Origin of the sequence: Coprococcus sp. AF102-57, assembly GCF_027686195.1 — a bacterium.
Taxonomy (GTDB): domain Bacteria; phylum Bacillota; class Clostridia; order Lachnospirales; family Lachnospiraceae; genus Allocoprococcus; species Allocoprococcus comes.
Genome location: NZ_JAQCSY010000002.1, coordinates 224,645 through 250,903, shown reverse-complemented (window position 1 = coordinate 250,903; position 26,259 = coordinate 224,645). Strand labels below are relative to the sequence as shown.

General features: G+C 42.9%; 21 protein-coding genes. 20 read left to right on the top strand and 1 reads right to left on the bottom strand.

What is annotated here, in order from left to right:
- Window positions 1-1,222: 1,222 nt before the first annotated feature.
- The 8 genes from PGZ10_RS02550 (at window position 1,223) to PGZ10_RS02515 (ending at window position 12,374) form a co-directional block, all read left to right on the top strand.
- Entirely contained in the window at window positions 1,223-1,927 is a 705-nt protein-coding gene (locus PGZ10_RS02550; protein WP_022220838.1) for an ABC transporter ATP-binding protein, read from the top strand.
- A 16-nt stretch (window positions 1,928-1,943) separates the two neighbouring features.
- On the top strand, window positions 1,944-5,573 hold the full coding sequence (locus PGZ10_RS02545; protein ID WP_270540619.1) for an ABC transporter permease: 3,630 nt from the start codon (window positions 1,944-1,946) through the stop codon (window positions 5,571-5,573).
- Window positions 5,574-5,803: 230 nt separating this feature from the next.
- Entirely contained in the window at window positions 5,804-7,867 is a 2,064-nt protein-coding gene (gene htpG / locus PGZ10_RS02540; protein WP_022220840.1) for a molecular chaperone HtpG, read from the top strand.
- Window positions 7,868-8,041: 174 nt separating this feature from the next.
- Window positions 8,042-8,815: a uridine phosphorylase gene (udp, locus tag PGZ10_RS02535; RefSeq protein WP_270540617.1), complete on the top strand. Its 774-nt coding sequence runs from the start codon at window positions 8,042-8,044 to the stop codon at window positions 8,813-8,815.
- Entirely contained in the window at window positions 8,816-10,012 is a 1,197-nt protein-coding gene (locus PGZ10_RS02530) for a phosphopentomutase (protein ID WP_270540616.1), read from the top strand.
- A gap of 24 nt (window positions 10,013-10,036) precedes the next feature.
- A complete protein-coding gene (gene cdd, locus PGZ10_RS02525; protein ID WP_117824182.1) occupies window positions 10,037-10,459 on the top strand; it encodes a cytidine deaminase in 423 nt (140 codons plus the stop codon).
- 61 nt (window positions 10,460-10,520) lie between these two features.
- Window positions 10,521-11,492 (top strand): adenosine deaminase, encoded by a 972-nt coding sequence (gene add / locus PGZ10_RS02520; RefSeq protein WP_270246600.1) that lies wholly within the window; start codon window positions 10,521-10,523, stop codon window positions 11,490-11,492.
- Between the two features lie 57 nt (window positions 11,493-11,549).
- Window positions 11,550-12,374, top strand: a complete 825-nt coding sequence (locus PGZ10_RS02515; protein WP_055249118.1) for a purine-nucleoside phosphorylase — start codon at window positions 11,550-11,552, stop codon at window positions 12,372-12,374.
- A 195-nt stretch (window positions 12,375-12,569) separates the two neighbouring features.
- Here the strand turns inward: PGZ10_RS02515 and PGZ10_RS02510 are convergent, their stop codons facing one another.
- A complete protein-coding gene (locus PGZ10_RS02510; RefSeq protein ID WP_022220846.1) occupies window positions 12,570-13,064 on the bottom strand; it encodes a DUF5721 family protein in 495 nt (164 codons plus the stop codon).
- Between the two features lie 104 nt (window positions 13,065-13,168).
- On the opposite strand from PGZ10_RS02510, the gene PGZ10_RS02505 reads away from it, so the two are divergent.
- From PGZ10_RS02505 to PGZ10_RS02450, 12 genes are all read left to right on the top strand, one after another.
- Window positions 13,169-13,879, top strand: a complete 711-nt coding sequence (locus PGZ10_RS02505) for a TraX family protein (RefSeq protein WP_270540615.1) — start codon at window positions 13,169-13,171, stop codon at window positions 13,877-13,879.
- Window positions 13,880-13,979: 100 nt separating this feature from the next.
- A complete protein-coding gene (locus tag PGZ10_RS02500; RefSeq protein ID WP_270540613.1) occupies window positions 13,980-14,762 on the top strand; it encodes a GDSL-type esterase/lipase family protein in 783 nt (260 codons plus the stop codon).
- Entirely contained in the window at window positions 14,759-15,253 is a 495-nt protein-coding gene (locus tag PGZ10_RS02495; RefSeq protein ID WP_117556791.1) for a DUF4358 domain-containing protein, read from the top strand. The genes PGZ10_RS02500 and PGZ10_RS02495 overlap by 4 nt, the downstream gene beginning before the upstream one ends.
- Before the next feature lie 21 nt (window positions 15,254-15,274).
- The gene (locus PGZ10_RS02490) at window positions 15,275-16,672 is read left to right on the top strand and encodes an MBOAT family O-acyltransferase (protein WP_173824760.1); all 1,398 of its coding nucleotides are present in this window, start codon (window positions 15,275-15,277) and stop codon (window positions 16,670-16,672) included.
- A 141-nt stretch (window positions 16,673-16,813) separates the two neighbouring features.
- Entirely contained in the window at window positions 16,814-17,881 is a 1,068-nt protein-coding gene (locus tag PGZ10_RS02485; protein WP_055249146.1) for a DHHW family protein, read from the top strand.
- Window positions 17,882-17,893: 12 nt separating this feature from the next.
- Window positions 17,894-18,670 (top strand): pseudouridine synthase, encoded by a 777-nt coding sequence (locus PGZ10_RS02480; RefSeq protein ID WP_117835494.1) that lies wholly within the window; start codon window positions 17,894-17,896, stop codon window positions 18,668-18,670.
- A 16-nt stretch (window positions 18,671-18,686) separates the two neighbouring features.
- Window positions 18,687-20,648 carry an NAD-dependent DNA ligase LigA gene (gene ligA / locus PGZ10_RS02475; protein ID WP_270540612.1) on the top strand — a complete coding sequence of 654 codons (1,962 nt, stop codon included), beginning with the start codon at window positions 18,687-18,689 and terminating at the stop codon, window positions 20,646-20,648.
- A gap of 50 nt (window positions 20,649-20,698) precedes the next feature.
- Window positions 20,699-22,132: an ATP-dependent Clp protease ATP-binding subunit ClpX gene (gene clpX, locus PGZ10_RS02470; RefSeq protein WP_055158510.1), complete on the top strand. Its 1,434-nt coding sequence runs from the start codon at window positions 20,699-20,701 to the stop codon at window positions 22,130-22,132.
- 251 nt (window positions 22,133-22,383) lie between these two features.
- Window positions 22,384-23,640: a cation:proton antiporter gene (locus tag PGZ10_RS02465; protein ID WP_270540611.1), complete on the top strand. Its 1,257-nt coding sequence runs from the start codon at window positions 22,384-22,386 to the stop codon at window positions 23,638-23,640.
- A 102-nt stretch (window positions 23,641-23,742) separates the two neighbouring features.
- Window positions 23,743-25,431, top strand: coding sequence for a S8 family peptidase (locus tag PGZ10_RS02460; protein WP_270540609.1), 1,689 nt, complete (start codon window positions 23,743-23,745; stop codon window positions 25,429-25,431).
- Between the two features lie 32 nt (window positions 25,432-25,463).
- Window positions 25,464-25,751, top strand: coding sequence for a hypothetical protein (locus PGZ10_RS02455; protein ID WP_022220857.1), 288 nt, complete (start codon window positions 25,464-25,466; stop codon window positions 25,749-25,751).
- Between the two features lie 2 nt (window positions 25,752-25,753).
- Complete coding sequence (locus tag PGZ10_RS02450; protein WP_215687049.1) at window positions 25,754-26,221, top strand: signal peptidase II; 468 nt, start codon at window positions 25,754-25,756, stop codon at window positions 26,219-26,221.
- Window positions 26,222-26,259: the final 38 nt, after the last annotated feature.

The window sequence follows — 26,259 nt, the reverse complement described above, 5'->3', positions numbered from 1 at the left end:
TTTCATTAAAGGAGAAATGAAAATAAAAAGTATCAAAATACTGAAAACGTCTTATTTGGTTTTGATTCCTAATCAAGTGGGGCAATTGTGACTGACTAAGATGCCGCCCCACCGAGGAATTCTTATCTAGTTGTTATCTTCAAGCTGATATTATAATACCAAGAGGCTTGGAATTTGTATATTCGCAAAAAAAACAAAAGAAAAAAGCTTTGAAAAATAAAATTGTGCAAAATAACAGGGGTAAAATCAATTTATACAAAAGGTTATTTGGAATTTGGAAATTGATAATAAAATTTGCATAAATGCAAAAAAAATGAGTGCAAATGATTTTTGTATAAGAACAAATGTGTTTTCAAGAAGGAATTATGAATGCTTATTATAAATGTCAATATAAAAAATTTTTCGAACATGAGGAGACCGATATGAAAATCCTGAAATAGAAAAAGAGCTTACGACATATGATCGGGGGAAATGTCGTAAACTCTTTTTCCAATAATTTCATTAAAGGAGAAATGAAAATAAAAAGTATCAAAATACTGAAAACGTCTTATTTTGTTCAGTTAAGTGTTATCCTTAACTTGTTTTTATAATAGCATTTGCAGGGAGTTTTGTATATTCGCAAAAAAAACTAAAAGAACTGCAAAGTTAAAATAAAATTGTGCAAAATAACGAAGTGCAAAACAAGATTGACAAAAGAATGTAAAAAAAGGAAATTTTAACGGTGAAAATATATAATGTCTAATAATTAACAAGAAGTTACAGAAAGTTACAAGGAAAACTGTAATTTTTGAAAGTATATTCCGGAAGCAGGGTGGGAAAAACAGAGGAGGATACTATTTGTGAATGCCGGAAAGATTCAGATAATGGAAAAAGAGCTTGCGACATATGATCGGGGGAAATGTCGTAAGCTCTTTTTCTGTAATTTCATTAAAGGAGAAATGAAAATAAAAAGTATCAAAATACTGAAAACGTCTTATTTGGTTTCGTTAAGTGCTATCCTTAACTTGATATTATAATACCATGTGTATCCTCTTCTGTAAATTCGCAGAAAAGACAAATGTTACAAAAATGATACTGTAAAATTGTGCAATATAGCCAAAAACGGTGTGAAAAATGGAAAATGTGAAAGTTTTATAATCTTACGACTTCATATTTGATTTGCTTTTCCAATATGTTAAAATTAAAAAAAAGCAGAAAATTTTACAGATAAGGGGGAAAGATGATGAAAGAATTTGTTGAAATGCGGGATGTCCGTAAGATTTACCGTATGGGTGAAGTTGAGATTGCCGCAGCAGATGGAATTGATTTTCAGATAAAAAAAGGTGAATTTGCAGTTGTGGTAGGTCCAAGTGGTGCGGGAAAAACGACAGTGCTTAACATTCTGGGGGGAATGGATACGGCAACAAGTGGAGAGGTCTGGATCGATGGAAAGAATATTGTAAAGTATTCGCCGAGGCAGCTTACTTCCTATAGAAGGGATGATATTGGATTTGTATTCCAGTTTTACAACTTGATTCCGAACCTGACGGCGCTTGAAAATGTAGAGTTGGCACTGCAGATCTGTAAGGATCCGCTGGATGCGGAGATGGTTCTTAGGGAAGTGGGACTGGCAGACCGTATGAAGAATTTCCCGGCACAGCTTTCCGGTGGGGAGCAGCAGAGGGTATCGATTGCGCGTGCACTGGCAAAGAACCCGAAGCTTCTTTTGTGTGATGAGCCGACAGGGGCGTTGGATTACAATACCGGTAAGGCAATATTAAAGCTTTTACAGGATATGTGTCGTGAACGAGGGATGACAGTGATCCTGATCACACACAACTCAGCGATCACGCCGATGGCAGATCGTGTAATTAAGATGAAGAATGGAAAAGTCGGAAGCATGAAGCTGAATGAGAGACCGGTTCCGGTAGAGACGATTGAATGGTAGGTGGACGTAAAGACCGATGAAGAAAAATATTTTACGCAAAGATTTTATAATAGAGATAAAAAAGACGATGGGACGGTTTGTATCAATCTTTTTTATCGTAGCATTGGGTGTCGCATTTTATTCGGGGATCCGTGCATCAGAGCCAAGTATGCGGATCACTGCAGATCAGTATTTCGATGATTCAGAGCTGATGGATCTGAAGGTAATGGGAACCATGGGACTTACCAAAGCGGATATCAAAGCGATTGGAAAAGTATCGGGAATTGAAGCTGTAGAAGGCGGATACAGCAAAGACGTGCTTTGCCCGGTTGGAGACAATGAAAAGGTTGTCCATATGCTGAGCAAGGAGAAGAATTTTAATCAGGTTTCGGTTGTGGAAGGCAGGCTGCCGGAAAAAGCCGGAGAATGTCTGGTGGATGAAGATTTTCTGAGCTATACAGACCTGAAGGTTGGCGACACGGTAACTTTCCATTCCGGCGATGGAGAGGCATTGACGGATTCACTGGTTACAGATACATACAAGATTGTCGGAATCGGGAACAGTCCGCTGTATATTTCATTTGGAAGAGGAAGCAGTACGATCGGAACCGGAGAGATCAGTGGATTTGTTGTAGTGGATAAAGCTTCTTTTGACATGGATGTTTATACGGAAGCTTATGTGAAGGTGAGCGGTGCAGAAGAGAAAACGGCATTTACTGATGAATACAATAATCTGTCGGATGCAGCAAAGGAAGCCGTGAGTGCAATCGAAGAAGAACGCTGTGCAGTCCGCAAACAGGAAATCGTAGATGAGGCAAATGAAAAGCTTGCTGATTCAGAGAAGACAGTGAATGAAAAATCGCAGGAACTGGAGGATGCGAAAAAAGAGCTGGAGAGTGGGAAAAGCAAGGCAGCCGAAGAACTGGAAAAAGCAAAGCAGCAGCTTACGGATGGAGAAGCAGGGCTTGCGGATGCAAAGCAGCAGATCGCAGATGGCGAAACGCAGCTTGCTGATGCAAAAGCGCAGCTGAATGATAAGCAGGCACAGCTTGATTCAGCGGAGGCACAGTATGAATCCGGAAAAGCACAGCTGGATCAGAAAGAACAGGAGCTTGCGGCAGCAGAGCAGACGTATCTGAGCAATTATGCAAAATATATGCCGTTCATTACGGCTGGAAAAGCGCAGATTGCAGCAGGCAGGACGCAGATTGCAGATGGGAAGAAACAGCTGGACGAAGGTCTGGCACCGCTTAAGCAGCTGAGAGACGGGCTGGATGGAATTGAAGATGGAATCAGCCAGTGCGATTCGGGGATGGCGGAAGTGCAGAAGCAGCTGGACGGAATGGACAGCGATGTATATCAGGAATATGTAAAAATTCCAGAAGAAGACAGAAACGAAGAACAGCAGGCTTATGTAAATAAGTGGGAGAATTTAAACGCACAGTTTGCCGGTATACAGGCGCAGAAGACACAGCTTGAAACAGCAAAGAGCGGACTGTTAGCACAGGCAGGTTTTACCACAGAAGCAGATCTGGATGCCCAGATCACCAGCCTGACTGCGCAGCGAGATGAATTGGATAAAAAAGAGGCTGCACTTCTTGGGCAGGAGCAGACACTTGCCGCACAGGAAGAAGAGCTGTTAAGTGCAGGCAGGCAGATTACAGACGGCAAGAGTCAGATCGCAGCAGCCAGATCCCAGCTTGACAGCACAAAATCTCAGATTACGGACGGAAAAGCACAGATCTTGTCTGCATGGGCACTTCTGAATGAAAAAGAGGACGCTTTAAATGCAAGTAAAGCACAACTTGCATCCGGTGAACAGGAGCTTGCGGATGGTCGGAGTAAATATGAGCAGGCAGCAAAAGAAGCGGAAGAACAGATCACGGACGGACAGGCAAAGATTACAGATGGAGAGAAGCAGCTGACGGATGCAAAGCAGCAGATTGCAGATGCAAAGGCTGAGATCAAAAAAATCGAAAATCCGAAGTGGTATGTGCAGACGAGAGAGGATGCACTGACGGAATATCAAGGATACGGAGATAATGCAGACCGCATGCGTTCTATTGGAAAAGTGTTCCCGGTACTCTTTTTCTTGGTGGCAGCATTGATCAGTCTGACAACGATGACACGAATGGTAGAGGAACAGCGTGTACAGATCGGAACGATGAAGGCTCTCGGTTATGGAAAAGCTGCAATTGCAGGGAAATACATTGGTTATGCTCTGATTGCAACGCTTGGCGGAAGTATTTTCGGAGTACTGGCCGGGGAAAAGATCCTGCCGTTTATCATTATTTATGCTTATATGATCCTGTATAAGCATCTGCCGGCGATCCTGGTACCGTACCATATGAGCTATGCACTCCAGGCTTCGGTAATCGCAGTGGCATGTACACTGATCGCAACGATCGCATCCTGCTATAAAGAGTTGGCAGCAGAACCGGCAGAGCTGATGCGTCCGGCAGCACCGAAGCAGGGGAAGCGGATTCTTCTGGAGCGGATCGGAATTATCTGGAAGCATCTGAATTTTACATGGAAATCGACCGTGCGGAATCTGATCCGGTATAAGAAGCGATTCTTTATGACCATTTTCGGAATCGGAGGCTGTATGGCACTGATGGTAGTCGGATTCGGACTGAAGGACTGTATCTATGAGATCGTCAGCCTGCAGTATGAGAAGGTGCAGTTCTATGATGCGGCAACCTACATGAGTGACGACATATCCGAAGAGAACAGACAACAGCTCCATGATTATCTGGATCAGAATGCAGATATAAAAGAGACGATCGAAGCGCGGATGCAGAAGACCGATGTAAAATCTGCATCCGGTAAAAAGACACTTTATCTGATGGTGCCATCGGATAATGAAAAGATTGAGGACTTTTTAAGCTTCCACAGCAGGACCAATAAGGACGAGGTTTATTCACTGAAAAAAGACGAAGTGATTCTGACTGAGAAAATGGCATCCCTTCTGAATGTAAAGGTGGGAGATGAGCTTACGATCGAGGACGAGGACAGGGGAGACCAGACGGTGACGGTTGGCGCCATCTGCGAGAATTATATGAGCCATTACCTGTATCTGTCACCGGAAAAATACGAGGAATTATATGGTGTACCGGCAGAATATAACACGATCATCTACAGTGCAAAGGACGGAAAGGATGATCAGATCGAGAAGATCGGAACAAAGCTTCTGTCGATGGATGGAGTACTGAATGTAAGTTATACCAGCAGTATTGAAGGAAGGCTGGATGACATGCTGCGAAGCCTGAATCTGGTCATCGTGGTACTGATCGTATCTGCCGGAATGCTGGCATTTGTGGTACTGTACAATCTGAACAATATCAACATCACCGAGCGTCAGAGAGAGCTTGCAACCTTGAAGGTTCTGGGATTCTACGACGGAGAGGTTGCCTCTTATGTATACAGAGAGAATATCCTGCTGACGATCATTGGATCGGTTGTGGGTATGGTGCTTGGTAATCTGCTTCACCGGTATATCATCCTGACGGTTGAGGTGGAAGAGGCGATGTTCGGACGTCAGATACACTGGCAGAGTTATCTGTACAGTTTCTTGTTTACTGTAGCATTTTCTTTATTTGTAAACTGGGTAATGTTCTACAAGCTGAAGAAGATCGATATGGTGGAATCTTTGAAGAGCGTGGAGTAAAAGCTTTTGCAAGTGTATGTCAGAGATTTCTTATAGACGGTACACAAAGAATCGGAAAATATATTTCACAGAAAGTTTATATTCTTCACAGAATTATTAGCACTCTTGTCAAAAGAGTGCTAATTTTCTATTGACATTTAGAAATCAGGGTATTAAGATATTTCATAGACAGAAAAATACGGTATTTGAAACCGTAAAAAGATAGAATATGAAATTTAGGAGTGATAAAAATGGCAGCAAAAAAAGGTAGTCTTTCAATCAGCAGCGAAAATATTTTCCCGATTATCAAAAAATGGGTATATTCTGATCATGATATTTTCGCAAGAGAGCTTGTTTCCAATGGATGCGACGCGATCACAAAATTAAAGAAGCTGGACATGATGGGAGAATATACACTTCCGGATGATTATAAAGGAAAGATCCAGGTTATTGTAAACCCGGAAGAGAAGACTTTGAAATTCATCGATAATGGTCTTGGTATGACTGCTGATGAAGTAGAAGAATATATCACACAGATCGCATTTTCAGGAGCAACCGAATTCCTGAACAAATACAAAGATAAGACAACAGAGGACGATATGATCGGACACTTCGGTCTTGGATTCTACTCTGCCTTCATGGTAGCTGATGAAGTTCATATTGATACCCTTTCTTATAAAGAAGGTGCAAAACCGGTACACTGGGTAAGTGAAGGCGGTACAGAGTATGAGATGGAAGAAGGGGATAAAGAGGAAGTTGGTTCTGAAATCACCTTATTCCTGAACGAAGATTGTGTAGAATTTTCAAATGAATACAGAATCCGCGAAGTCCTTGAAAAATACTGTTCATTCATGCCAGTAGAGATTTTTGTATCCAAAGCAAATGCAGAACCGGAATATGAGACGATCCCGGAGGATGAAGTCCTGGATACCGATACGGTTGTTGAACATATCCATGAAGACGCCAAGATGGAAGAAAAAGAAAATGAGAACGGTGAAAAAGAAATGGTTGAAGTTTCACCGGCATCCGACAAAGCAAAGATCGTGAAACGTCCGGTATCGATCAGTGATCCGGCACCGCTGTGGACAAAGCATCCAAACGAATGCAGCAAAGAAGATTATATTGATTTCTACCGGAAAGTATTTATGGATTACAAAGAACCGCTGTTCTGGATTCATCTGAACATGGATTATCCATTCAACTTAAAGGGTATCCTGTACTTCCCTAAGATCAATACCGAATACGATTCCATTGAAGGAACCATCAAATTGTACAACAATCAGGTATTTATCGCAGACAATATCAAAGAAGTTATTCCGGAATTCCTGATGGTATTAAAAGGAGTCATTGATTGTCCGGATCTGCCGCTTAACGTATCACGAAGCGCACTGCAGAATGATGGATTCGTACAGAAGATCTCCGAATACATTTCCAAGAAAGTTGCTGACAAGCTTTCAGGAATGTGCAAGACAGATAAAGAAAACTATGAGAAATACTGGGATGACATCAGCCCATTTATCAAATTCGGCTGCCTGAAAGATGAAAAATTCTGCGAGAAGATGAGCGATTATGTTCTGTTCAAGAACCTGGATCACAAGTATATGACACTCAAAGAATGCATCGAAAAAAATGGCGGAAAAGCAGAACCGGAGGAAAAGACCGAGGGTGAAAATGCAGAGCAGTCAGCAGAAAAGAAAGAAACAGAGAAGACAACAATCTACTATGTAACAGATGAACAGCAGCAGAGCCAGTATATCAATATGTTCAAAAAAGAGGGACTGGACGCAGTGATCTTGTCACATAATATTGATTCTCCATTTATTACTCAGATGGAACAGAAGAACGAACATATCAAGTTCCAGAGAATCGATGCAGATCTGACTGACCACTTCAAAGAAGATGTATCTGAAGAAGAAAAAGAAGCATTCAAAGAAAAAACTGACAGTCTGGTCGAAATCTTCCGCAAAGCACTTGGCAATGACAAACTGGAAGTAAAAGTGGAAAAGATGAAAGATGAAAATGTGGCATCTATGATTACACTTTCCGAAGAATCACGCCGTATGCAGGAAATGATGAAGATGTATGGAATGTCAGGCATGGATCCGTCTATGTTCGGAACAAATGCAACCCTGATCCTGAATGCAAATCATCCGCTGGTAGAATATGTTGTAGCACATAAAGATGGCGAAAATACAGAAATGTTCTGCCATCAGTTATATGACCTGGCAATGCTGGCACACAAGCCACTCAGCCCGGAAGAGATGACAGAATTTGTGAAACGCAGTAATGAAATTATGATGAAACTGGCAAAATAATCTTGCTGTAGATACCCGGAAAAGCCTGAACCATTCAGATTCCCATTTTCGCTTATGCGAAAAGGTTTGAATGGGCAGGCTTTTTTTCTGTATTTGGAAATACTTTCCACAAAGTGTTGGTGAACTTCCTGGTCTTTTATAGTATAATATAACAAAAGAGAGGCGGTGGATACGATGAAGAATTATTCAAAGGATATAAGCAGACAATATCATATTCAGGTGGCCAACGGGGAAGTCGGCCGTTATGTCATTCTCCCGGGAGATCCAAAGCGCTGCAAAAAAATAGCACAGTATTTTGACAATCCGGTGATGATTGCGGATAACCGGGAATTTATCACTTATACAGGAACTTTAGATGGCGTAAAGGTAAGTGTCACATCTACCGGAATTGGGGGACCATCAGCAGCAATTGCGATGGAGGAATTAGCCAGATGTGGAGCTGATACGTTTGTACGGATTGGAACCTGCGGTGGGATACAGCCGGAAGTAAAAAGTGGGGATATTGTAGTTGCTACGGGGGCTGTCAGAATGGAAGGGACTAGCAAAGAATATGCGCCGATCGAATATCCGGCAGTGGCAGACCTTATGGTGGTGAACGCACTGGTCAGTGCTGCGAAGGAAAAGGAATGTGAATTTTATACCGGAGTGGTACAGTCAAAAGATGCATTTTACGGACAGCATGAGCCGGAGAAGATGCCGGCAGGTTATGAACTGATCAATAAATGGGAAGCCTGGAAGAAACTGGGATGTCTGGCATCAGAGATGGAGACGGCAGCACTTTACATTGTGGCAGCAAAGCTTCATGTACGCGTGGGTGCGTGTTTCCTTGTAATGGCAAATCAGGAAAGAGAAAAACTGGGACTTGAAAATCCGGTAGTACATGATACAGATATGGCAGTACAGGTGGCAGTGGAAGCCATCAGAAAGTTGATCAAAGAGGATCGGTAAATGAAAGAAACAATATATAAACGAATCTTTGTGATCGTTCTGGATTCGCTCGGAATTGGCGCAATGCCTGATTCTGAGAAATTCGGCGACAGGGATGTAGATACATTTGGTCATATTTTAGACAGAATGGGAACACTGGAGATTCCAAATCTTCGGAAACTTGGTATGCTGAATCTGCACACCGGGGGAAAGATGTATGGAATAGAGAATCCGGTTGGAAAAATTACCAGACTGAAAGAGGCGAGTAACGGAAAAGATACGATGACCGGACACTGGGAAATGATGGGGATTTATACAGAAAAACCATTTAAAACCTTTACCGAACATGGATTTCCACCGGAACTGATTGCAGAACTGGAAAAACGTTGCGGGAAAAAAGTGATTGGAAACCGTAGTGAGAGCGGAACAAAGATCATTGAAGAACTTGGGGAAGAAGAAATTGAAACAGGTGCAATGATTGTCTATACCTCTGCGGATTCTGTATTGCAGATTTGTGGAAATGAAGAGACATTTGATCTGGCAAATCTGTACCGGTGTTGTGAGATCGCAAGAGAGATCACGATGAAGGATGAATGGCGCGTGGGACGAGTCATTGCAAGACCGTATGTAGGAAAGAAAAAGGGTGAATTTAAAAGAACCAGCAACCGCAGGGATTATGCACTTGAGCCGACCGGAAAGACTGCACTTGACGCACTGAAAGATGCGGGAAAGGATGTGATCGCAGTCGGAAAGATCCATGATATCTTTTGCGGGGAAGGAATTACAGAATCGTATCATTCCAACAGCTCCGTGCATGGAATGGAGCAGACCATTGAGATTTGCAAAAAAGATTTTGACGGACTGTGCTTTGTAAATCTGGTTGATTTTGATGCACAGTGGGGACACCGGCGCGATCCGGTTGGCTACGGACATGAGATTGAGAGATTTGATAAAAATCTTGGAATTTTGCTGGATGATCTGCGGGAGGATGATCTTCTTATTATTACCGCCGATCATGGAAACGATCCGACCTACACAGGAACCGATCATACACGGGAATATGTACCGTTTTTGGCGTATTCCAAAAAGATGGATGAGGGTGGCGTGATTATGGAGGAAAATACCTTTGCAGTGATCGGGGCAACGGTCACAGATAATTTTGGTGTAAAAATGCCGGAAGGAACGATCGGGCATTCGATTCTGAATGAACTTATTTAGCAAGAAAAAGCAGGAAAAAAGAGAATGAAAAAAGAACAAATTATAAAAATGATAGAAATCGCGCTTTCTCAGCTTGCATATTCTTATACCCCTTATTCTGACTTTAAAGTGGGAGCTGCGCTGCTTGGAAAGAATGGACGGATATATACGGGATGCAATATTGAAAATGCGGCTTATACACCGACAAACTGTGCGGAGCGTACCGCATTTTTCAAGGCAGTCAGCGAAGGAGTAAAAGAATTTGATGCAATCTGTATTGTAGGGGGAAAGGGCGGTGTTGTGACAGAGTATGCACCGCCGTGCGGAGTATGCAGGCAGGTCATGATGGAATTCTGCGATCCGGAGACATTTCAGATCATTCTTGCAGTAGATGAAAAGCATTATGATATCTATACCTTGAAAGAAATGTTGCCAAAAGGTTTCGGACCATCCAATCTTACAGAATGAGAAAGGACTCAGACTCCAAAAGAAGATTTTTGAAGAAAAGGAAAAAGAGAAGGAATGAAAAATGACACAGGAAACCTTGAAAGAATTACCAAAGATTGAGCTTCACTGTCATCTGGACGGTTCTCTTAGCAGACCATTTATTGAAAAAAGGCTTGGAAGAACTGTAAGACCTGAAGAACTCAGTGTTTCAGAAAACTGCACAAGTCTGAATGAATATCTGGAAAAATTTGACCTTCCCGGCAGATGCATTATGGATGAAGAGGGACTTTCCGGAGCTGCGTATGATCTGCTCTCCCAGATGAACGAAGAAAATGTCTGTTATGCGGAGATCCGTTTTGCTCCACTTCTGTCAGAGACAAAAAAGATGGACAGCCGGAAGGTGATCGAAGCAGTAATCAGCGGAATGGAGCAGGGGAAAAAAGATTTTGGAATCGAGTATGGTGTGATCGTCTGTGCAATGCGGCATCACAGCGCTGAGGATAATATGCGGATGATCAAGACGGCAAGAGAATATCTGGGATCCGGAGTTTGTGCAGCAGATCTTGCAGGAGCAGAAGCATTGTATCCGATGTCTGAATTTATGGATATTTTTACAGAGACAAAGAAGATGGGAATGCCATTTACACTCCATGCCGGAGAATGTGGAAATCCACAGAATGTCATAGATTCGATAAACGTGGGAGCTGGAAGGATCGGGCATGGGATCGCGATGCGTGGCAACCAGGAGATCCGGAAAATGGCAAAAAAAGCAGATATTGGTATCGAGATGTGTCCGATCAGCAATTTACAGACCAAATCTGTAAACTGCATGGCGGAATATCCGATGCGGGAATTTCTGGATGCAGGCTTAAAAGTATCGGTCAACACAGATAACCGAACGGTAAGTAACACCAGTCTTACAAAAGAACTGGAATTTATTCAGAAAAATTATGGAATCCGGGACGAAGAAATCCTTCAGATGATGAAAAATGCAATTGATACTGCATTTGCCGATGATTCTATAAAAGATAAAATTTGCAAAATGCTGAAATAAAGAAACTACAAACAGAGAGGATTGACTCTGAAGAATAAGAGAAAAGAGGAATTCTGTATGAGCAATGAAATTTATGAAAAGCTGGAAATATGCCGGAAAAGCATTCTCCAAAAAACGAATTTTAAACCGGAAGTGGCAGTGATTCTGGGCTCCGGTCTTGGCGAATACGCATCAAAAATCAAGATAGAACAGATCATTCCATATACAGAAATTGAAGGTTTTCCGGTGTCGACAGTTGTGGGACATAAAGGACAATTTGTATTTGGTTATGTAAAAGAAGTTCCGGTTGTGATCATGCAGGGACGTGTGCATTATTATGAAGGGTATCCGGTAACAGATGTGGTGCTTCCGGTGCGGCTGATGGGAATGTTAGGCGCAAAGAAGCTGATTCTTACCAATGCATCAGGCGGAATCAATACCGGATTCCATCCGGGCGATCTCATGCTCATCACAGACCAGATTATGAGTGGAATCCCTAATCCACTGATCGGTGCCAATGTCGAAGAGCTTGGAACCCGTTTTCCGGATATGAGTGAAGCCTATAGTGAGCGGATGCAGCAGATCATAAAGAAAGAAGCCCAAAAACTCGGCATTCCTCTGAAAGAAGGTGTATACCTTCAGCTTACCGGTCCATCTTATGAAACTCCGGCAGAAATCCGTATGTACCGCACCTGTGGGGCTGATGCCGTAGGCATGAGCACCGCCTGCGAGACGATCGCTGCCCGCCACATGGGAATCGAAGTCTGTGGCATCTCCTGTATCACCAACCTCGCTGCCGGCATGACATCACAACATTTGAACCACCAGGAAGTCCAACAAACCGCCGACCGGGTGGCTGAGCAATTCCAGGAATTACTGACAGCAATCATTACCCACGTATAAGAAACGGAACATATATCTGAATTTACCCAGAACCAGGTCCAAGGTTCCGGATTTTCCGGAACCCGCCGATCGTCCTCTTGCAATTCCGAGTTGAGGCATTGTGTAAGAATTTTTCCAACGAGGTAGAAAGACAAAGAGCATAAAATACCGCATACAGTATTTTATGCTCTTTGTCTCATCACTATTTTCAAAATTTTACTCAACCTCAAACGGAATCTCGTACTTCGCAAAAATCCGCTGCGCCATCTTGTCCCATGCCTGCTCCAGCGATTTGTCCAGCGTGAACAGGTTCATAGATGTTCCTGTCGTACAGCTAAGTTTTGTCCCGTCATATTTAAAATTCAGGTACAGTCCCTGCACATCTGCCGGAGCAAATGAAAGATGTTCCTGTTCGAGAAGCCGTGCAATATTCGGTGCTGACATAGAAAGAACAAAATGAAATCCCAGCGGAGTACGCTTTCCTTTGATCAGAGAAAGACAAAACTCGCGAAGTTCCTTCCAGAGAGCATATTCCCGGTCATCCAGAGCTTCTTTTTCTTCAGCACTGAAGAAATCTTTTTTCAGTCGTCCGTTAAATTGAAAGGTATTAAAAGTTGTGATATCTCCTTCAATAAATAAAAAGGAATCAAATGCAGGATGCAGTAAAAGTGCGTTCATGCATTTTTTTGTATCCAGAGAAAAAATAAGCATAGACTTCCTCCCGTCATCAGTGTAATAGTATCAGTATAGCATAAATCTTGAGATATGCATAAGAATTTGATACAATACGGGAAAGAAAAAGGATGGATAACAAGATGAAAATAGAATTAAACCGGGATCAGATCAAATACATTGCAGTGTTTACTATGCTGCTCAATCACGTTGCAAATATATTTCTGCAACCAGGAACCTTTGCCTGCGAAGCGCTAAAGGATATCGGTTATTTTACAGCACCGGTCATGTGCTGGTTTCTGGTTGAAGGATACCGTTATACAAGGTCAGTAAAAAAATATGCCGGAAGACTGCTGATTTTTGCTGTCATTTCACAGCTTCCGTATTATCTGGCATTTGCGCGAAATCATCTGGCACCGTGGTATACTTTAAATATGATATTTACACTTTTTCTGTGTCTGTGTCTGATGATCGCAGAGGAAAAAATATCAGATCCGGGAAAGAAAAGTCTGGTTGTACTGGGAATTATAGCAGTAAGCAGTATCTGTGACTGGGCAATTCTGGCTCCATTGTATACGCTTTGGTTTTACCGGGCAGGAGAGGATCCAAAGCGCCGGAAAAAGGCTTTTTTTATTGCAGCACTTGTTCTGGGGATTACGGTGATAGCAGAACTTCCGGGAGCTGCAGGAATCGCAGCGGGAGCAGGGGCAATGATTGCAGTACTGGCAGCGGGAGTCTGTGTTTTGGTATTTTATAACGGAAAAAAATCACAGAAACATTTTCTTGTGAAAAAGTATTTTTTTTACGTGTTTTACCCTGCACATTTGGTGATTTTGGCATTATTAAAGATTTGACTTTTATAATAGAAGAAAGTAAAATGAATAAGTTAGAGTATTTATCACATGATTCAATGAAAATGAAACTCATATTTTAATAAAAGATAGGATGCATAGCATGAAGAAAAGAACGATGGAGAAAGAACATCAGGCAGAAGAAAGAAGAAAAAAAGTTCTGATGGAAATTGCAGGAGCGGTTGTTGTACTGACTGTAATTGTAAGTATTGGTCTTTCGCATCTTGGAACAGATAAGGTGAATACATCAGCAGGAGTAAAAGCAATCAAGAAGCTGGAAAAAGCAGATGTATCTGAGGTGGAGACCAAAATTTCAAATATTGAGAAAGAAGAAAAACAGGCGACAGAGGACTGGCAGAACCGTCCGTTGTCCGAAAAATTTGCGCATGCGGTGATTCTCGGAGATTCGATCACAACCGGTTTTACCGTATATGATGTGCTTGATACTTCTAAGGTTGTAGCGGAAAAAGGAATGCACCTTGATCAGACCGGTGATCTGATCAGGACAGCAGCAGAGTTAAAGCCGGAAGTCCTCTTTCTGGCACTTGGACTGAATGACATTTCCGGAACAGATGGAGATACAGATGCATTTATTGAAAAATACAAAGCGGTACTTGCAAATGTGCGTGAGCAGATGCCCGATGCAGTGCTCTATATCAACTGTGTTCTTCCTGTTTCCGCTCAAAAAGAAGAAGAAGAGTCGGTTTATGCCAAGATTCCGGATTATAATACCGCACTTAAAGCAATGTGTGATGAAGAAGGAATTACATTTATCGATAATACAGAGATCGTAAAAGATGAGTATTATGAGCAGGATGGCGAGCATATGAAGGCGGAGTATTATCCAATCTGGGCAGAACATATGGCGGAGGTGGCCGGAATATGACAAAGAAAAAAGGGGAATTTACAGTTCTGCGTAATATCAGAGCTGGGATGGTAATTATTTTGCTTATCTATATCGGTCTGATCTTTCAGTCTAAGGGAGACAGCGATACACCGTTTGCAGATGTACAGAAAGCGGTTGTGGATGCGGCAGATGACAAGAACATGACACTTGCCGGAACTCAAGAAATCAAGAGATTCTATGGGATCAATCCAAAGGATTATGAAGATATAACACTGTATTATACGAATGAAACAATGGGAGTCAACGAGCTCCTTCTGGTGAAAACAAAGGACGAGAATGAGGCAGAGGCAGTTGAGGAAGCCGCAGAACAGCGAAAAAAGACACAGCTCGATAATTTTGAAGGATATGGGGCCGAGCAGGTAAAGCTTCTGGATGCTTCGATCATTAAGACGAAAGGTACATACGTGCTTTTTGTTATTTCACCAAAAGCTGAAACTGTAGAAAAGGCGTTTACAAAGAGCCTGAAGTAGATAAAAGGAAACGAAAAAGTTATGTTATTTAGTAGTCTGGTATTTTTGTTTACATTTTTGCCAATTACACTGTTGGTATATTATTTGGTGCCGCGTAAGGTAAAAAATGTGGTACTTTTGATCGCTTCCCTCATATTTTATGCGTGGGGAGAGCCGGTCTATATCTTCCTGATGCTGATTTCCATTCTGTTCAATTATTTTTGCGGAATGGACATTGCATTAAAAGCAGGAAGAAAATCGCAGGTGCGCAGTCTGATCTTTACGATCGTTGTAAACCTGTTTATTCTTGGATTTTTCAAATATTACGGATTTATCGTAACAAATTTAAATGCGATCCTTCCGTTCTATATTCCATATAGAAAACTGGAACTCCCAATCGGAATTTCTTTCTATACTTTCCAGACATTGTCTTACATCATTGATGTATATAGGGGAAATGTAGACGTACAGGTAAATCTGATTGATTTCGGAACCTATGTTACAATGTTCCCACAGCTGATCGCAGGTCCGATCGTACAGTATGCAGATGTGGAGAGACAACTGCGTGAAAGAAAGGAATCACTGACGAAGTTTGGATACGGTGCCTGGTTCTTTGTGATGGGACTGGCAAAGAAGGTGCTTTTGGCGAATACGATTGGTTCGATTTATGAAAATATCGCGGCGATGGATGGAATGTCAGTAGTGACTGCATGGCTTGGATGTCTTGCCTACACTTTCCAGATTTATTTCGATTTCAGCGGTTATTCGGACATGGCAGTCGGACTTGGAAAGATGTTCGGATTTGAGTTTATGCAGAACTTCAATTATCCGTATATTTCCAAAAGTGTTACCGAGTTCTGGAGAAGATGGCATATTTCGCTGGGATCATGGTTCCGCGAGTATGTGTATATTCCGCTTGGAGGAAACAGGGTAACGGTTCCGCGGCATTTACTGAATCTTCTGATCGTATGGTTCCTGACCGGTCTTTGGCATGGGGCAAGCTGGAACTTTGTAGTATGGGGGCTCTTCTACGGAGTGATCCTCATTACTGAAAAATATTTTACAGGAAAAATACTTGCAAAGCTGCCGGAGGCAGTCCAGATACTTTACACAATGATTCTGGTCATGCTCGGCTGGGTATTGTTCTTCAGCCCGACACTCGGAAGCGCACTTACTTGGATCGGCAATATGTTCGGACAGGGTGCAACCGGATTTATGGATAGCCAGGCATTGTACCTGATCATGCGAAACTGGCTCTTCTGGGTGGCAGGGATCATAGGAAGTACACCGTTTATGCATCTGCTCGGAAAGCGGCTGGTATTTAATGAAGAAAGACCGCATACGGTTCTGGCAGGCTGCCTGATGGCAGGACTGTTTGTGCTGTGTGTGGCATATCTGGTGACAGAAAGTTACAATCCATTTTTATATTTTAGATTTTAAGGAAAGACAATGGTAGAAAGAAAGAATAATAAACAAAAAAACAGAACAAAGTATTTTCTGCCAGGAGGGAAAAAACAGATCCAGGCAGTATGTGCGTTTTTATTTTTGGGAGTCCTTATTCTCAGCTGCGGAGTAAACCTTATGCATAAAGACAGGCAGATGTCAGAAAAAGAAATGCGTATGCTGGCGCAGAAACCGGAAATTTCTCTTTCCGGAATTGCTTCCGGAAGGTTTATGGAGCAGTACGAGGAGTATGTATCGGATCAGTTTGCAGGAAGAGATACCTGGGTAAGAATCAAGACATTTGCGGACAGTGTGGCGGGGAGGACAGAAGAAGGTGGTGTTTTCAAAGGAAAGGATCATTATCTGATGGAAGATGTTGCTGTGGCAGATGAAAGTGATCTGAAAGAGAATCTGGATGCAATGAAGAATTTTAAAGAGCGTTATCCGGATATCCAGATGCATATGATGCTGGTCCCGAATGCGGCAAATGTTATGGAGGACAAGCTTCCGGCATTTGCGGTGACTGCCAGTCAGAGCAGACAGATCAGCCGTGTAAAGGCAGAACTTGGAGATTCTTATGACTGGATCGATGCAGAAAAAGTACTGGATGCTCACAAGGATGAAGCAATTTATTATCACACGGATCATCACTGGACTTCTCTTGGTGCATGGTATGCATTCCAGGGAGCAAAGACGCAGCTTGGACTGGATAAGAGTGAAGAAATTAAGATGAAAGCCTATGCGGTATCGGATTCTTTTAACGGAACGTTATCCGCAAAGAGTGGATATGAGACAGATTATAAGGAACCAATCTATATTTATCTGCCAAAGAGTGCGGATGCACCACAGGTTGCAGTCAATTATGTGGAAGAACAGAAAAAGAGTGCTTCTATGTATGATTCATCCAAACTGGATGAGAGAGATCAATATTCCGTATTCTTCGGTGGAAATCATGCAATGATCGATATCCAGTCAACACAGACAGAAAAACGCAGACTTCTGGTGTTCAAAGATTCATATGCAAACTGTTTTCTTCCGCTTCTGGCTCCGTATTACCGGGAAATCGTTGTGATCGACCCTCGTTATTATACCGGTAAATTAAGTTCTGTGATGTCAGATAAACAGTTTGATGATGTGCTGTTCCTGTATAATGCCAATACATTCTTTGAAGACCGGATGCTGGCGGGGGTACTGGATGAGAATTAACAGGAGAAAAACATGGCAAATAAAATAGAAAAGCAGTTTCTGGACACGGAAAATAAAGGACCGGTCCGGCTGAACAAATATTTAAGTGAAGCTGGTGTATGTTCCAGAAGGGAAGCGGACAAACTGATAGCAGCCGGACAGGTGACGGTTGACGGTGTGCGTGCAGAGACCGGAATGAAGGTAGAGCCGTGGCAGGTTGTCCGGATTGGGAAAAAGCAGGTATCCAGACAGGAAGAGATGATCGTGCTTGCGGTCAATAAGCCACGTGGAATTGTCTGTACTGAGGAAAGACGGGAGAGAGACAGTATTGTACGATTTCTTAACTATCCGGTACGGATTACTTATGTAGGACGTCTGGATAAGGATTCGGAAGGACTGCTTCTGATGACGAACAACGGTGACATTATCAACCGGATGATGCGTGCGGCAAATAAACATGAAAAAGAATATAAAGTTACAGTTGATAAGCCGGTAACAGATGAATTTCTCAAGGAGATGGCGGGTGGTGTCCCAATCCTGGATACTGTCACAAGACCATGCCAGGTGGAAAAGCTTGGAAAATATAAATTTAAGATCATTCTGACACAGGGACTCAACCGGCAGATCCGCCGGATGTGTGAGGTACTTGGCTACGAGGTAAAGGAGCTTCGGAGAGTGCGGATCATGAATATCGAACTTGGTAATTTAAAGCCGGGAGAATACCGGAAGGTTACGGATCAGGAACTGAATGAACTCTATGAGCTGATCAGGGATTCAAAGTCAGAGCCGACACCGTGGAACAATAATTAAAAGTGTGGATTTGGATATGGATAAGATGAAAAGGATGCAGGAGCTGGTAGAGCTTCTGAATAAAGCCGGAAAAGCTTATTATCAGGATGCGCAGGAAATTATGAGCAATTATGAGTATGATGCGCTGTATGATGAACTGAAAGGTCTGGAAGAAGAGCTGGGAACCGTTATGGCTTCCAGTCCGACTGTGAATGTAGGATATGAAGTATTAAGTGAGCTTCCGAAAGAACGTCATGAGTCACCGATGCTTTCTCTTGACAAGACAAAAGAAGTGACAAGGCTGAAGGAATTTGTTGGAGACCAGACGGCTGTGATCTCATGGAAGATGGATGGTCTGACGATTGTTCTGACCTATCGTGACGGCGAGCTTTTTAAGGCAGTTACAAGAGGAAATGGAGAAGTCGGTGAGGTCATTACCAACAATGCGAAAGTATTTAAAAATGTGCCGCTTCATATTCCGTATAAAGGGGAACTGATCCTGCGAGGGGAAGCGGTGATCGGTTACAAAGATTTTGAGCGGATCAATGAAGAAATTGATGACGTGGATGCAAAATATAAAAACCCACGGAATCTGTGCAGTGGTTCTGTCCGCCAGCTGAACAACAAGATCACGGCACAGAGAAATGTAAAATTTTATGCATTTACCCTGGTACGTGCAGAAAATGTGGATTTCCATAATTCCAGAAAGGAACAGCTTGACTGGCTGGAACAGCAGGGATTTGATGTGGTGGAGCATTATCTGGTGACAAGGGAAGAACTGGATGAGAAGGTTGCATTTTTTGCAGAAAAGATCGTAGAAAATGATTTTCCGTCAGATGGTCTGGTTCTTGTATATGATGACATTGCGTATGGGCAGTCGCTTGGGAGAACGGCAAAATTCCCACGTGATTCTTTTGCTTTCAAATGGGCAGATGAGATCCGCGAGACGCACCTTCTGGAGATTGAATGGAGTCCATCAAGAACAGGGCTTATTAATCCGGTAGCGATCTTTGAACCGGTAGAGCTGGAAGGAACAACGGTAAGCCGTGCAAGTGTACACAATTTAAGTATTATGGAGGAGCTGCATCTGGGAATCGGGGATACGATCGAAGTCTATAAGGCGAATATGATCATTCCACAGATTGCAAAGAATTTGACCGGCAGTGATAATATTGAGATCCCGAAAGTCTGTCCGGTTTGTGGTGGAGCTACGGAGATCCGTCAGATGAATGATGCAAAGTCGTTGTATTGCACAAATCCGATGTGTCAGGCAAAAAGAATCAAATCCTTTGCATTGTTTGTCAGCAGGGATGCACTCAATATTGACGGGCTTTCTGAGGCGACACTGGAGAAATTTATTGCGAGAGGATTCATTCACAAATACAGAGATATCTTCCATCTGGATTCCTATCAGGAAGAAATTCAGACGATGGAAGGCTTTGGAGAAAAATCCTATGCGAACCTGATCGCAAGCGTGGATAAGGCGAGAAGCACAACACTTGCTAAAGTGGTATATGGACTTGGGATTGCAGGAATCGGTCTTGCAAATGCAAAACTGATCTGCCGCCATTTTAAAAATGATGTGGAAAAAATGACAGGAGCATCTGAAGAAGAACTGAGTGATATCCAGGGTGTAGGTCCGGTGCTTGCGGCGGCATTTGTAAAATATTTTGTATCAGAGGAAAGAAAAAAGGAATTTAAGCTCCTTCTCGGAGAACTGGAGATCCAGCCGGAAGAGATGGCAGAGGAACAGAAATTTGCAGGTATGAGTTTCGTTATCACTGGCAGCGTGAATCATTTTGCAAACCGGAATGAGGTAAAAGAACTGGTTGAGAAGATGGGTGGAAAAGTGACCGGATCTGTAACGAAGAAGACAAATTATCTGATCAACAATGATGTAGAGTCTGCTTCTTCCAAGAACAGAAAGGCGAAAGAACTTGGAGTGCCGATCATTTCAGAGGAAGAGTTTATAGAACTTGCAGGGGTGGAAATCGAATAAGAAGGACAGAGGAATCGTCTGAATACGACCGAGAAAAGGAGGACCAGCCAATGGCAGAAAATGACCAGAAGGACAAGACAGTTGAGAAAGTAACCGGTGAGGTAGAAAATACAGACAAAAAAGAAAATAACGAAGATCGCTATGAAAAGGTCTGCTTCATCTGTCACAGACCGGAGAGTGTGACCGGAAAGATGATCGATCTTCCGAACAATATCTGCGTGTGTCCGGACTGTATGCAAAAAAGCTTTGATGCAATGAACAATATGAATTTTGGCGGGATGGATTACAGCCAGTTTATGAACATGGGACCGATGATGGGATTTGGAGACATGGATGCACAGATCCCGAAGAGCCAGCGTGTGAAAAAGAAAAAGCCGGAAGAAGAAAAAGAACCGATCCTGAATATCAAGGATATTCCTGCTCCGCATAAGATCAAAGCGAAACTGGATGAATATGTAGTAGGACAGGAATACGCCAAGAAGGTAATGTCGGTTGCTGTATACAATCATTATAAAAGAGTGGCAACGGATACAATGGATGAGATTGAAATCGAGAAATCCAATATGCTGATGATCGGACCTACCGGCTCTGGAAAGACGTATCTGGTAAAGACACTGGCAAAACTTTTGGATGTGCCGCTTGCAATTACAGATGCGACCTCTCTTACCGAGGCCGGCTACATAGGGGATGATATTGAAAGTGTAGTATCAAAGCTCCTTGCAGCTGCGGACAACGACGTAGATAAGGCGGAACAGGGGATTATCTTTATCGATGAGATCGACAAGATTGCGAAGAAGAAGAATACCAGCCAGAGAGATGTCAGCGGAGAATCCGTACAGCAGGGAATGTTAAAGCTGTTAGAAGGCAGCGAAGTGGAAGTGCCGGTAGGAGCCAACAGTAAGAATGCGATGGTTCCGCTCACTACAGTCAATACAAAGAATATCCTTTTTATCTGTGGCGGTGCGTTCCCGGATCTTGAGCAGATCATCAAGGAAAGACTGATGAAGAATTCTTCTATCGGGTTTGGAGCGGATCTGAAAGACAAATATGATCATGATAAGAAAATACTGGAAAAGGTGACGACAGAAGATCTGCGTAACTTCGGAATGATTCCGGAATTTCTGGGACGTCTCCCGATCGTATTTACGCTTCAGGGACTGGATGAAGAGATGATGGTTCAGATATTAAAAGAGCCGAAAAATGCGATCCTCAAGCAGTATCAGAAGCTTCTGGCACTGGATGAGGTCAATCTGAAATTCGATGATGGTGCACTTCATGCGATCGCAAGAAAGGCAATGAAGAAGGATACCGGAGCCCGTGCACTGCGTGCGATCATTGAAGAATTCATGCTGGATATTATGTATGAGATTCCGAAGGATGACAGCATCGGGGAAGTGACGATCACGGAGGCATATATCGAAGGAACCGGAGGACCTCTGATCGAGCTGAGAAGCCAGTCTGTACCAAGGCTTGAGCATCATTAAGTATAACAATAACCTGAGGATTGCGAGGGTGCAAAGCACGTAGCAATCTGGTATCAAAGGGGTCAAAATACCTTTTGCCCCAACATCATAACCTTCATATATCAAAAAAACATGGCGATCATACAAAAATAGAATGGGAAATATCCGTAAATTTAAGATTTACGGGTATTTTTTTGTTGAAAAATTGTATTAAAAGGTGTACATTAGACAATGTGTCTAAAAAAACAAGATATAAACAGGAGTGAGAGAGAATGGAGACTTATAAGTATTTACTGGATCTTGCAATTATTTTACTTTGTACTAAAGCACTTGGTCTTGCGACCAGAAAGGTACAGATGCCACAGGTTGTAGGGGCACTTCTTGCAGGCGTTCTTCTTGGACCGGCGATGCTTGGGATCCTGACAGAGACAAGCTTTATACACAACGTTGCAGAGATCGGTGTTATCGTGCTGATGTTTTGTGCAGGTCTGGAAACTGATATACAGGAATTGAAGGCAAGTGGAAAAGCATCCTTCGTTATTGCACTGATAGGTGTTATCGTTCCACTGATCGGCGGTTATGCGACTGCAATGTTCTTTAACCGTCCGGATGTGATCGCATCCGATGCATCCTGCAGCGTATTTTTGCAGAATATCTTTATCGGTGTTATCCTGACAGCAACTTCCGTAAGTATTACGGTAGAGACATTAAAAGAACTTGGTAAATTAAAAACCAAATCCGGAAATGCGATTCTTGGAGCTGCGATCATTGATGACGTGCTTGGTATCGTTGCACTGACACTGGTAACAAGTATGGCAGATGAATCGGTAAAGATTTCAGTTGTATTACTGAAGATCGTTGCATTCTTCGCATTTGCAGGTGTGATTGGATTTATCTTTTACAAGGTATTTAAAAAGTGGACAGATCAGGCGGAAAAGGGACTCAGACGTCATGCGATCATGGCATTTGTATTCTGTCTGCTGATGGCTTATGTGGCAGAGAAATTCTTCGGTGTTGCAGATATCACCGGTGCATTTATCGCAGGGCTGATCATTTCCAATACAAGTAAATCTGATTTCGTGCTGAAGAAATTTGATACCATGTCTTATATGTTGCTTTCACCGGTATTTTTCGCAAGTATCGGACTGAAGGTAGAACTTCCGAAGATGAGTACTGCAATTGTAGGCTTTGCAGTGGTTCTTACCATTGTTGCAATCCTGACAAAGATCGTTGGCTGCGCCCTTGGTGCGAAGATGTGTGGATATAAGAATTATCAGTGTGCACGAATCGGTGTCGGAATGATCTCCCGTGGTGAGGTTGCGCTGATCGTTGCCAGCAAGGGAGAAGCACTCGGTATGATGGGCGGCAATTTCCTCGGACCGGTTATCATCGTGGTAGTGATCACAACGATCATCACACCAATTCTTCTGAAAATCGTATTCAAGAGCGGTCCGAATGTAAGTACCCTGGAAAAAGGAAAAGAAGTGACTTCCTTCTACGAGGATATTGAAAAGAAACGTACCGAATAAAGAATGGATATGGAGTGCAAAATGCGTAACCGTCCAGTATCATAGTATAAGAAAGAACAATCCCTCATATATTTTCCAAAAGAAAATATATGAGGGATTGTTATGCCACAGGAAGAATGTAAAGAAAAGATTCTGTCGGAAGAATACAGGGATTTTATGATGAGGGATACCGGTGCTCTCGGGGCAAATTTTCCTTTGGAAAACGGATGCCGGATACCGTTAAAATACGGTTTTGAGCTTCTTTATATTGACCAGAGTGAAGACAGAAAAAAGCCACTTGGCGATTATCCGTATACAATGGTTCCGAAGTGCTATACAACACTGGATATGGCAGCGATCCAACAGGCGGGAATTGCTGCGGTTCAGAATCTGACGGGTCTGGAATTAAGCGGTGAAGGAGTTCTAGTTGGGATCATTGATACTGGGATCAACTATCTGGATCCCATTTTCCGGAATCTGGATGGTTCGACCAGGATCCGGCGAATCTGGGATCAGGAAGAACAAAGTGGAACAGCGCCCCGGGAAATCGGATATGGAAGTGAATATACGAGGGAACAAATCAATCTGGCGATCCAGAGCGAGAATCCAAAGGAAACCGTTCCGTCATTTGATACGGACGGACATGGCACTTTTGTTGCAAGTGTGGCATGCGGAGGGGCAAATCCGGAGAATCTGTTTATCGGGGCAGCGCCGGAGGCAGAGATGGTGATCGTGAAGCTGAAGGAGGCAAAAGAATATTTACGGGAGTACTATTTTGTAGACTGTGATGCCAGATGCTATCAGGAAAATGATCTGGTAGCGGCGGTTTTTTATCTGCAGAAGGTACAAGAAGAGCTGAAAAGACCATTGGTGATCTGTCTGGCAGTTGGAACAAGCTTTGGAGGACATGGAGGATATTCAATCCTGTCAGAGTATCTGCAAAATGTGGCGGCGAGCGAAGGAATCGGGATTGTGACCGGAAGTGGCAACGAGGCAGATAAAAGGCATCATTATCTGGGAATTCTGGAACAGGAAAATAATCAGCCGGTGGAGATCAATGTAGGGAATAATACCAGAGGCTTTGTGATGGAACTATGGACAGAACTTCCGAATCTTCTGGCACTTTCTATCGAATCTCCAACAGGACAGACAATAGGACCGGTCTCGCTCAGACGGGGAATAGGAGAGTATGTGTTTGTATTCGAGCAGACCAGGGTAATATTTAATTACCGGGTTCTGGTAGAGACGACCGGGGCGCAGCTGGCATTTTTTCAGTTTGACAGACCGGGAAGCGGAATCTGGAAGATTATACCGGAAACACTGGAGCTGGGGAATGGAATCTTTCATATCTGGCTTCCAATGGAAGAGTTTCTGACGGGAAATGTCTATTTTATCCGTGCAAATCCGGAATATACGGTGATGGAACCAGGGGATACCGGGGCGGTGGTCTGTGCAGCGTACTACAATGGAAAGGAAAATAGCATTGCAGTCAGTTCGGGAAGAGGTTATACTAGAGATAACAGAATCAAACCGGATTTTGCTGCGCCGGGGATCAATGTGACAGGGATCAATTTAAGGGGGCAGTTTGTTGCAAGGTCTGGTTCCAGTATAGCAGTTGGAATCACTTCCGGAGCACTGGCACTTTTTATGGAGTGGCTGGATAGGCATGGAGTGAATCTGGATGCATCACAGATGAAGAATCTGCTGATATTGGGAGCTTCACGGAAGACAGACATGAATTATCCGAACCAGGAATGGGGATATGGAGCATTGAACCTTTACCGTACTTTTGAGCAGATCAGGCGGTTCTGAAAAATACGCAGATGCGAAAGGGGAAAAAGTAAATGAGTGATTTTTTTGATACAATAGGAAAGCGGATTTCAGATACCGTGGATGATCTTGGAAAGAAGGCAGGAGATACGATCGATATTCAGAAAAAGAAAAATGAGATCTATGGTCTGAAGCGAGACAGCGAGCGGGATATGACAGAGATCGGACGATTGGTATATGAGCGTTTCAAACAGGGGGAAGTGGTAGATACCGATTTTATCGCACTCTGCGAAGCAATCGAAAAGCGTGAAGAACAGACAGAGGTATGCGAGCAGGAAATCGCGCGAATCAAAGGAGAATAATTATGGAAATCCTGAGCATTTTAACCGGAGCTTTTGTTGCCGGGTGCGATCTTGGAATTAAAAAATATACTGAAGAAAATGTAAGAGACGGGGAAGAACGCCGGATTTGGAAGGGAAAAGGAATCTACCGCAAAGTCCACAACAAAGGTCTGATGATGAATCATTTGGATTGCAGACCAAAGCTGGTAAAAGGCATGTCGGCGGCAGCACTTGGAATCCTGTTTTTCTGGGAGCACCTTCTTTGGAAAGAACCGGGACGCAAACTGGCAAAGCTTGGAACATCGCTGATGCTGGGCGGAGCAGTTGGTAATACTTATGACCGTTTCAAAAGAGGTTATGTGGTCGATTATCTGTCTCTGAAAACAAAGAACAGGAAACTCTCGGATATCACTTTTAATCTCTCGGATCTGGCTCTTTTTGCAGGAGCGGTCCTGACGGTATGGAGTTCTTTATTTGGAAAAAAGAGATAAAAATGATTCAATGTATCTGAAAAAATACTTGACTGTTT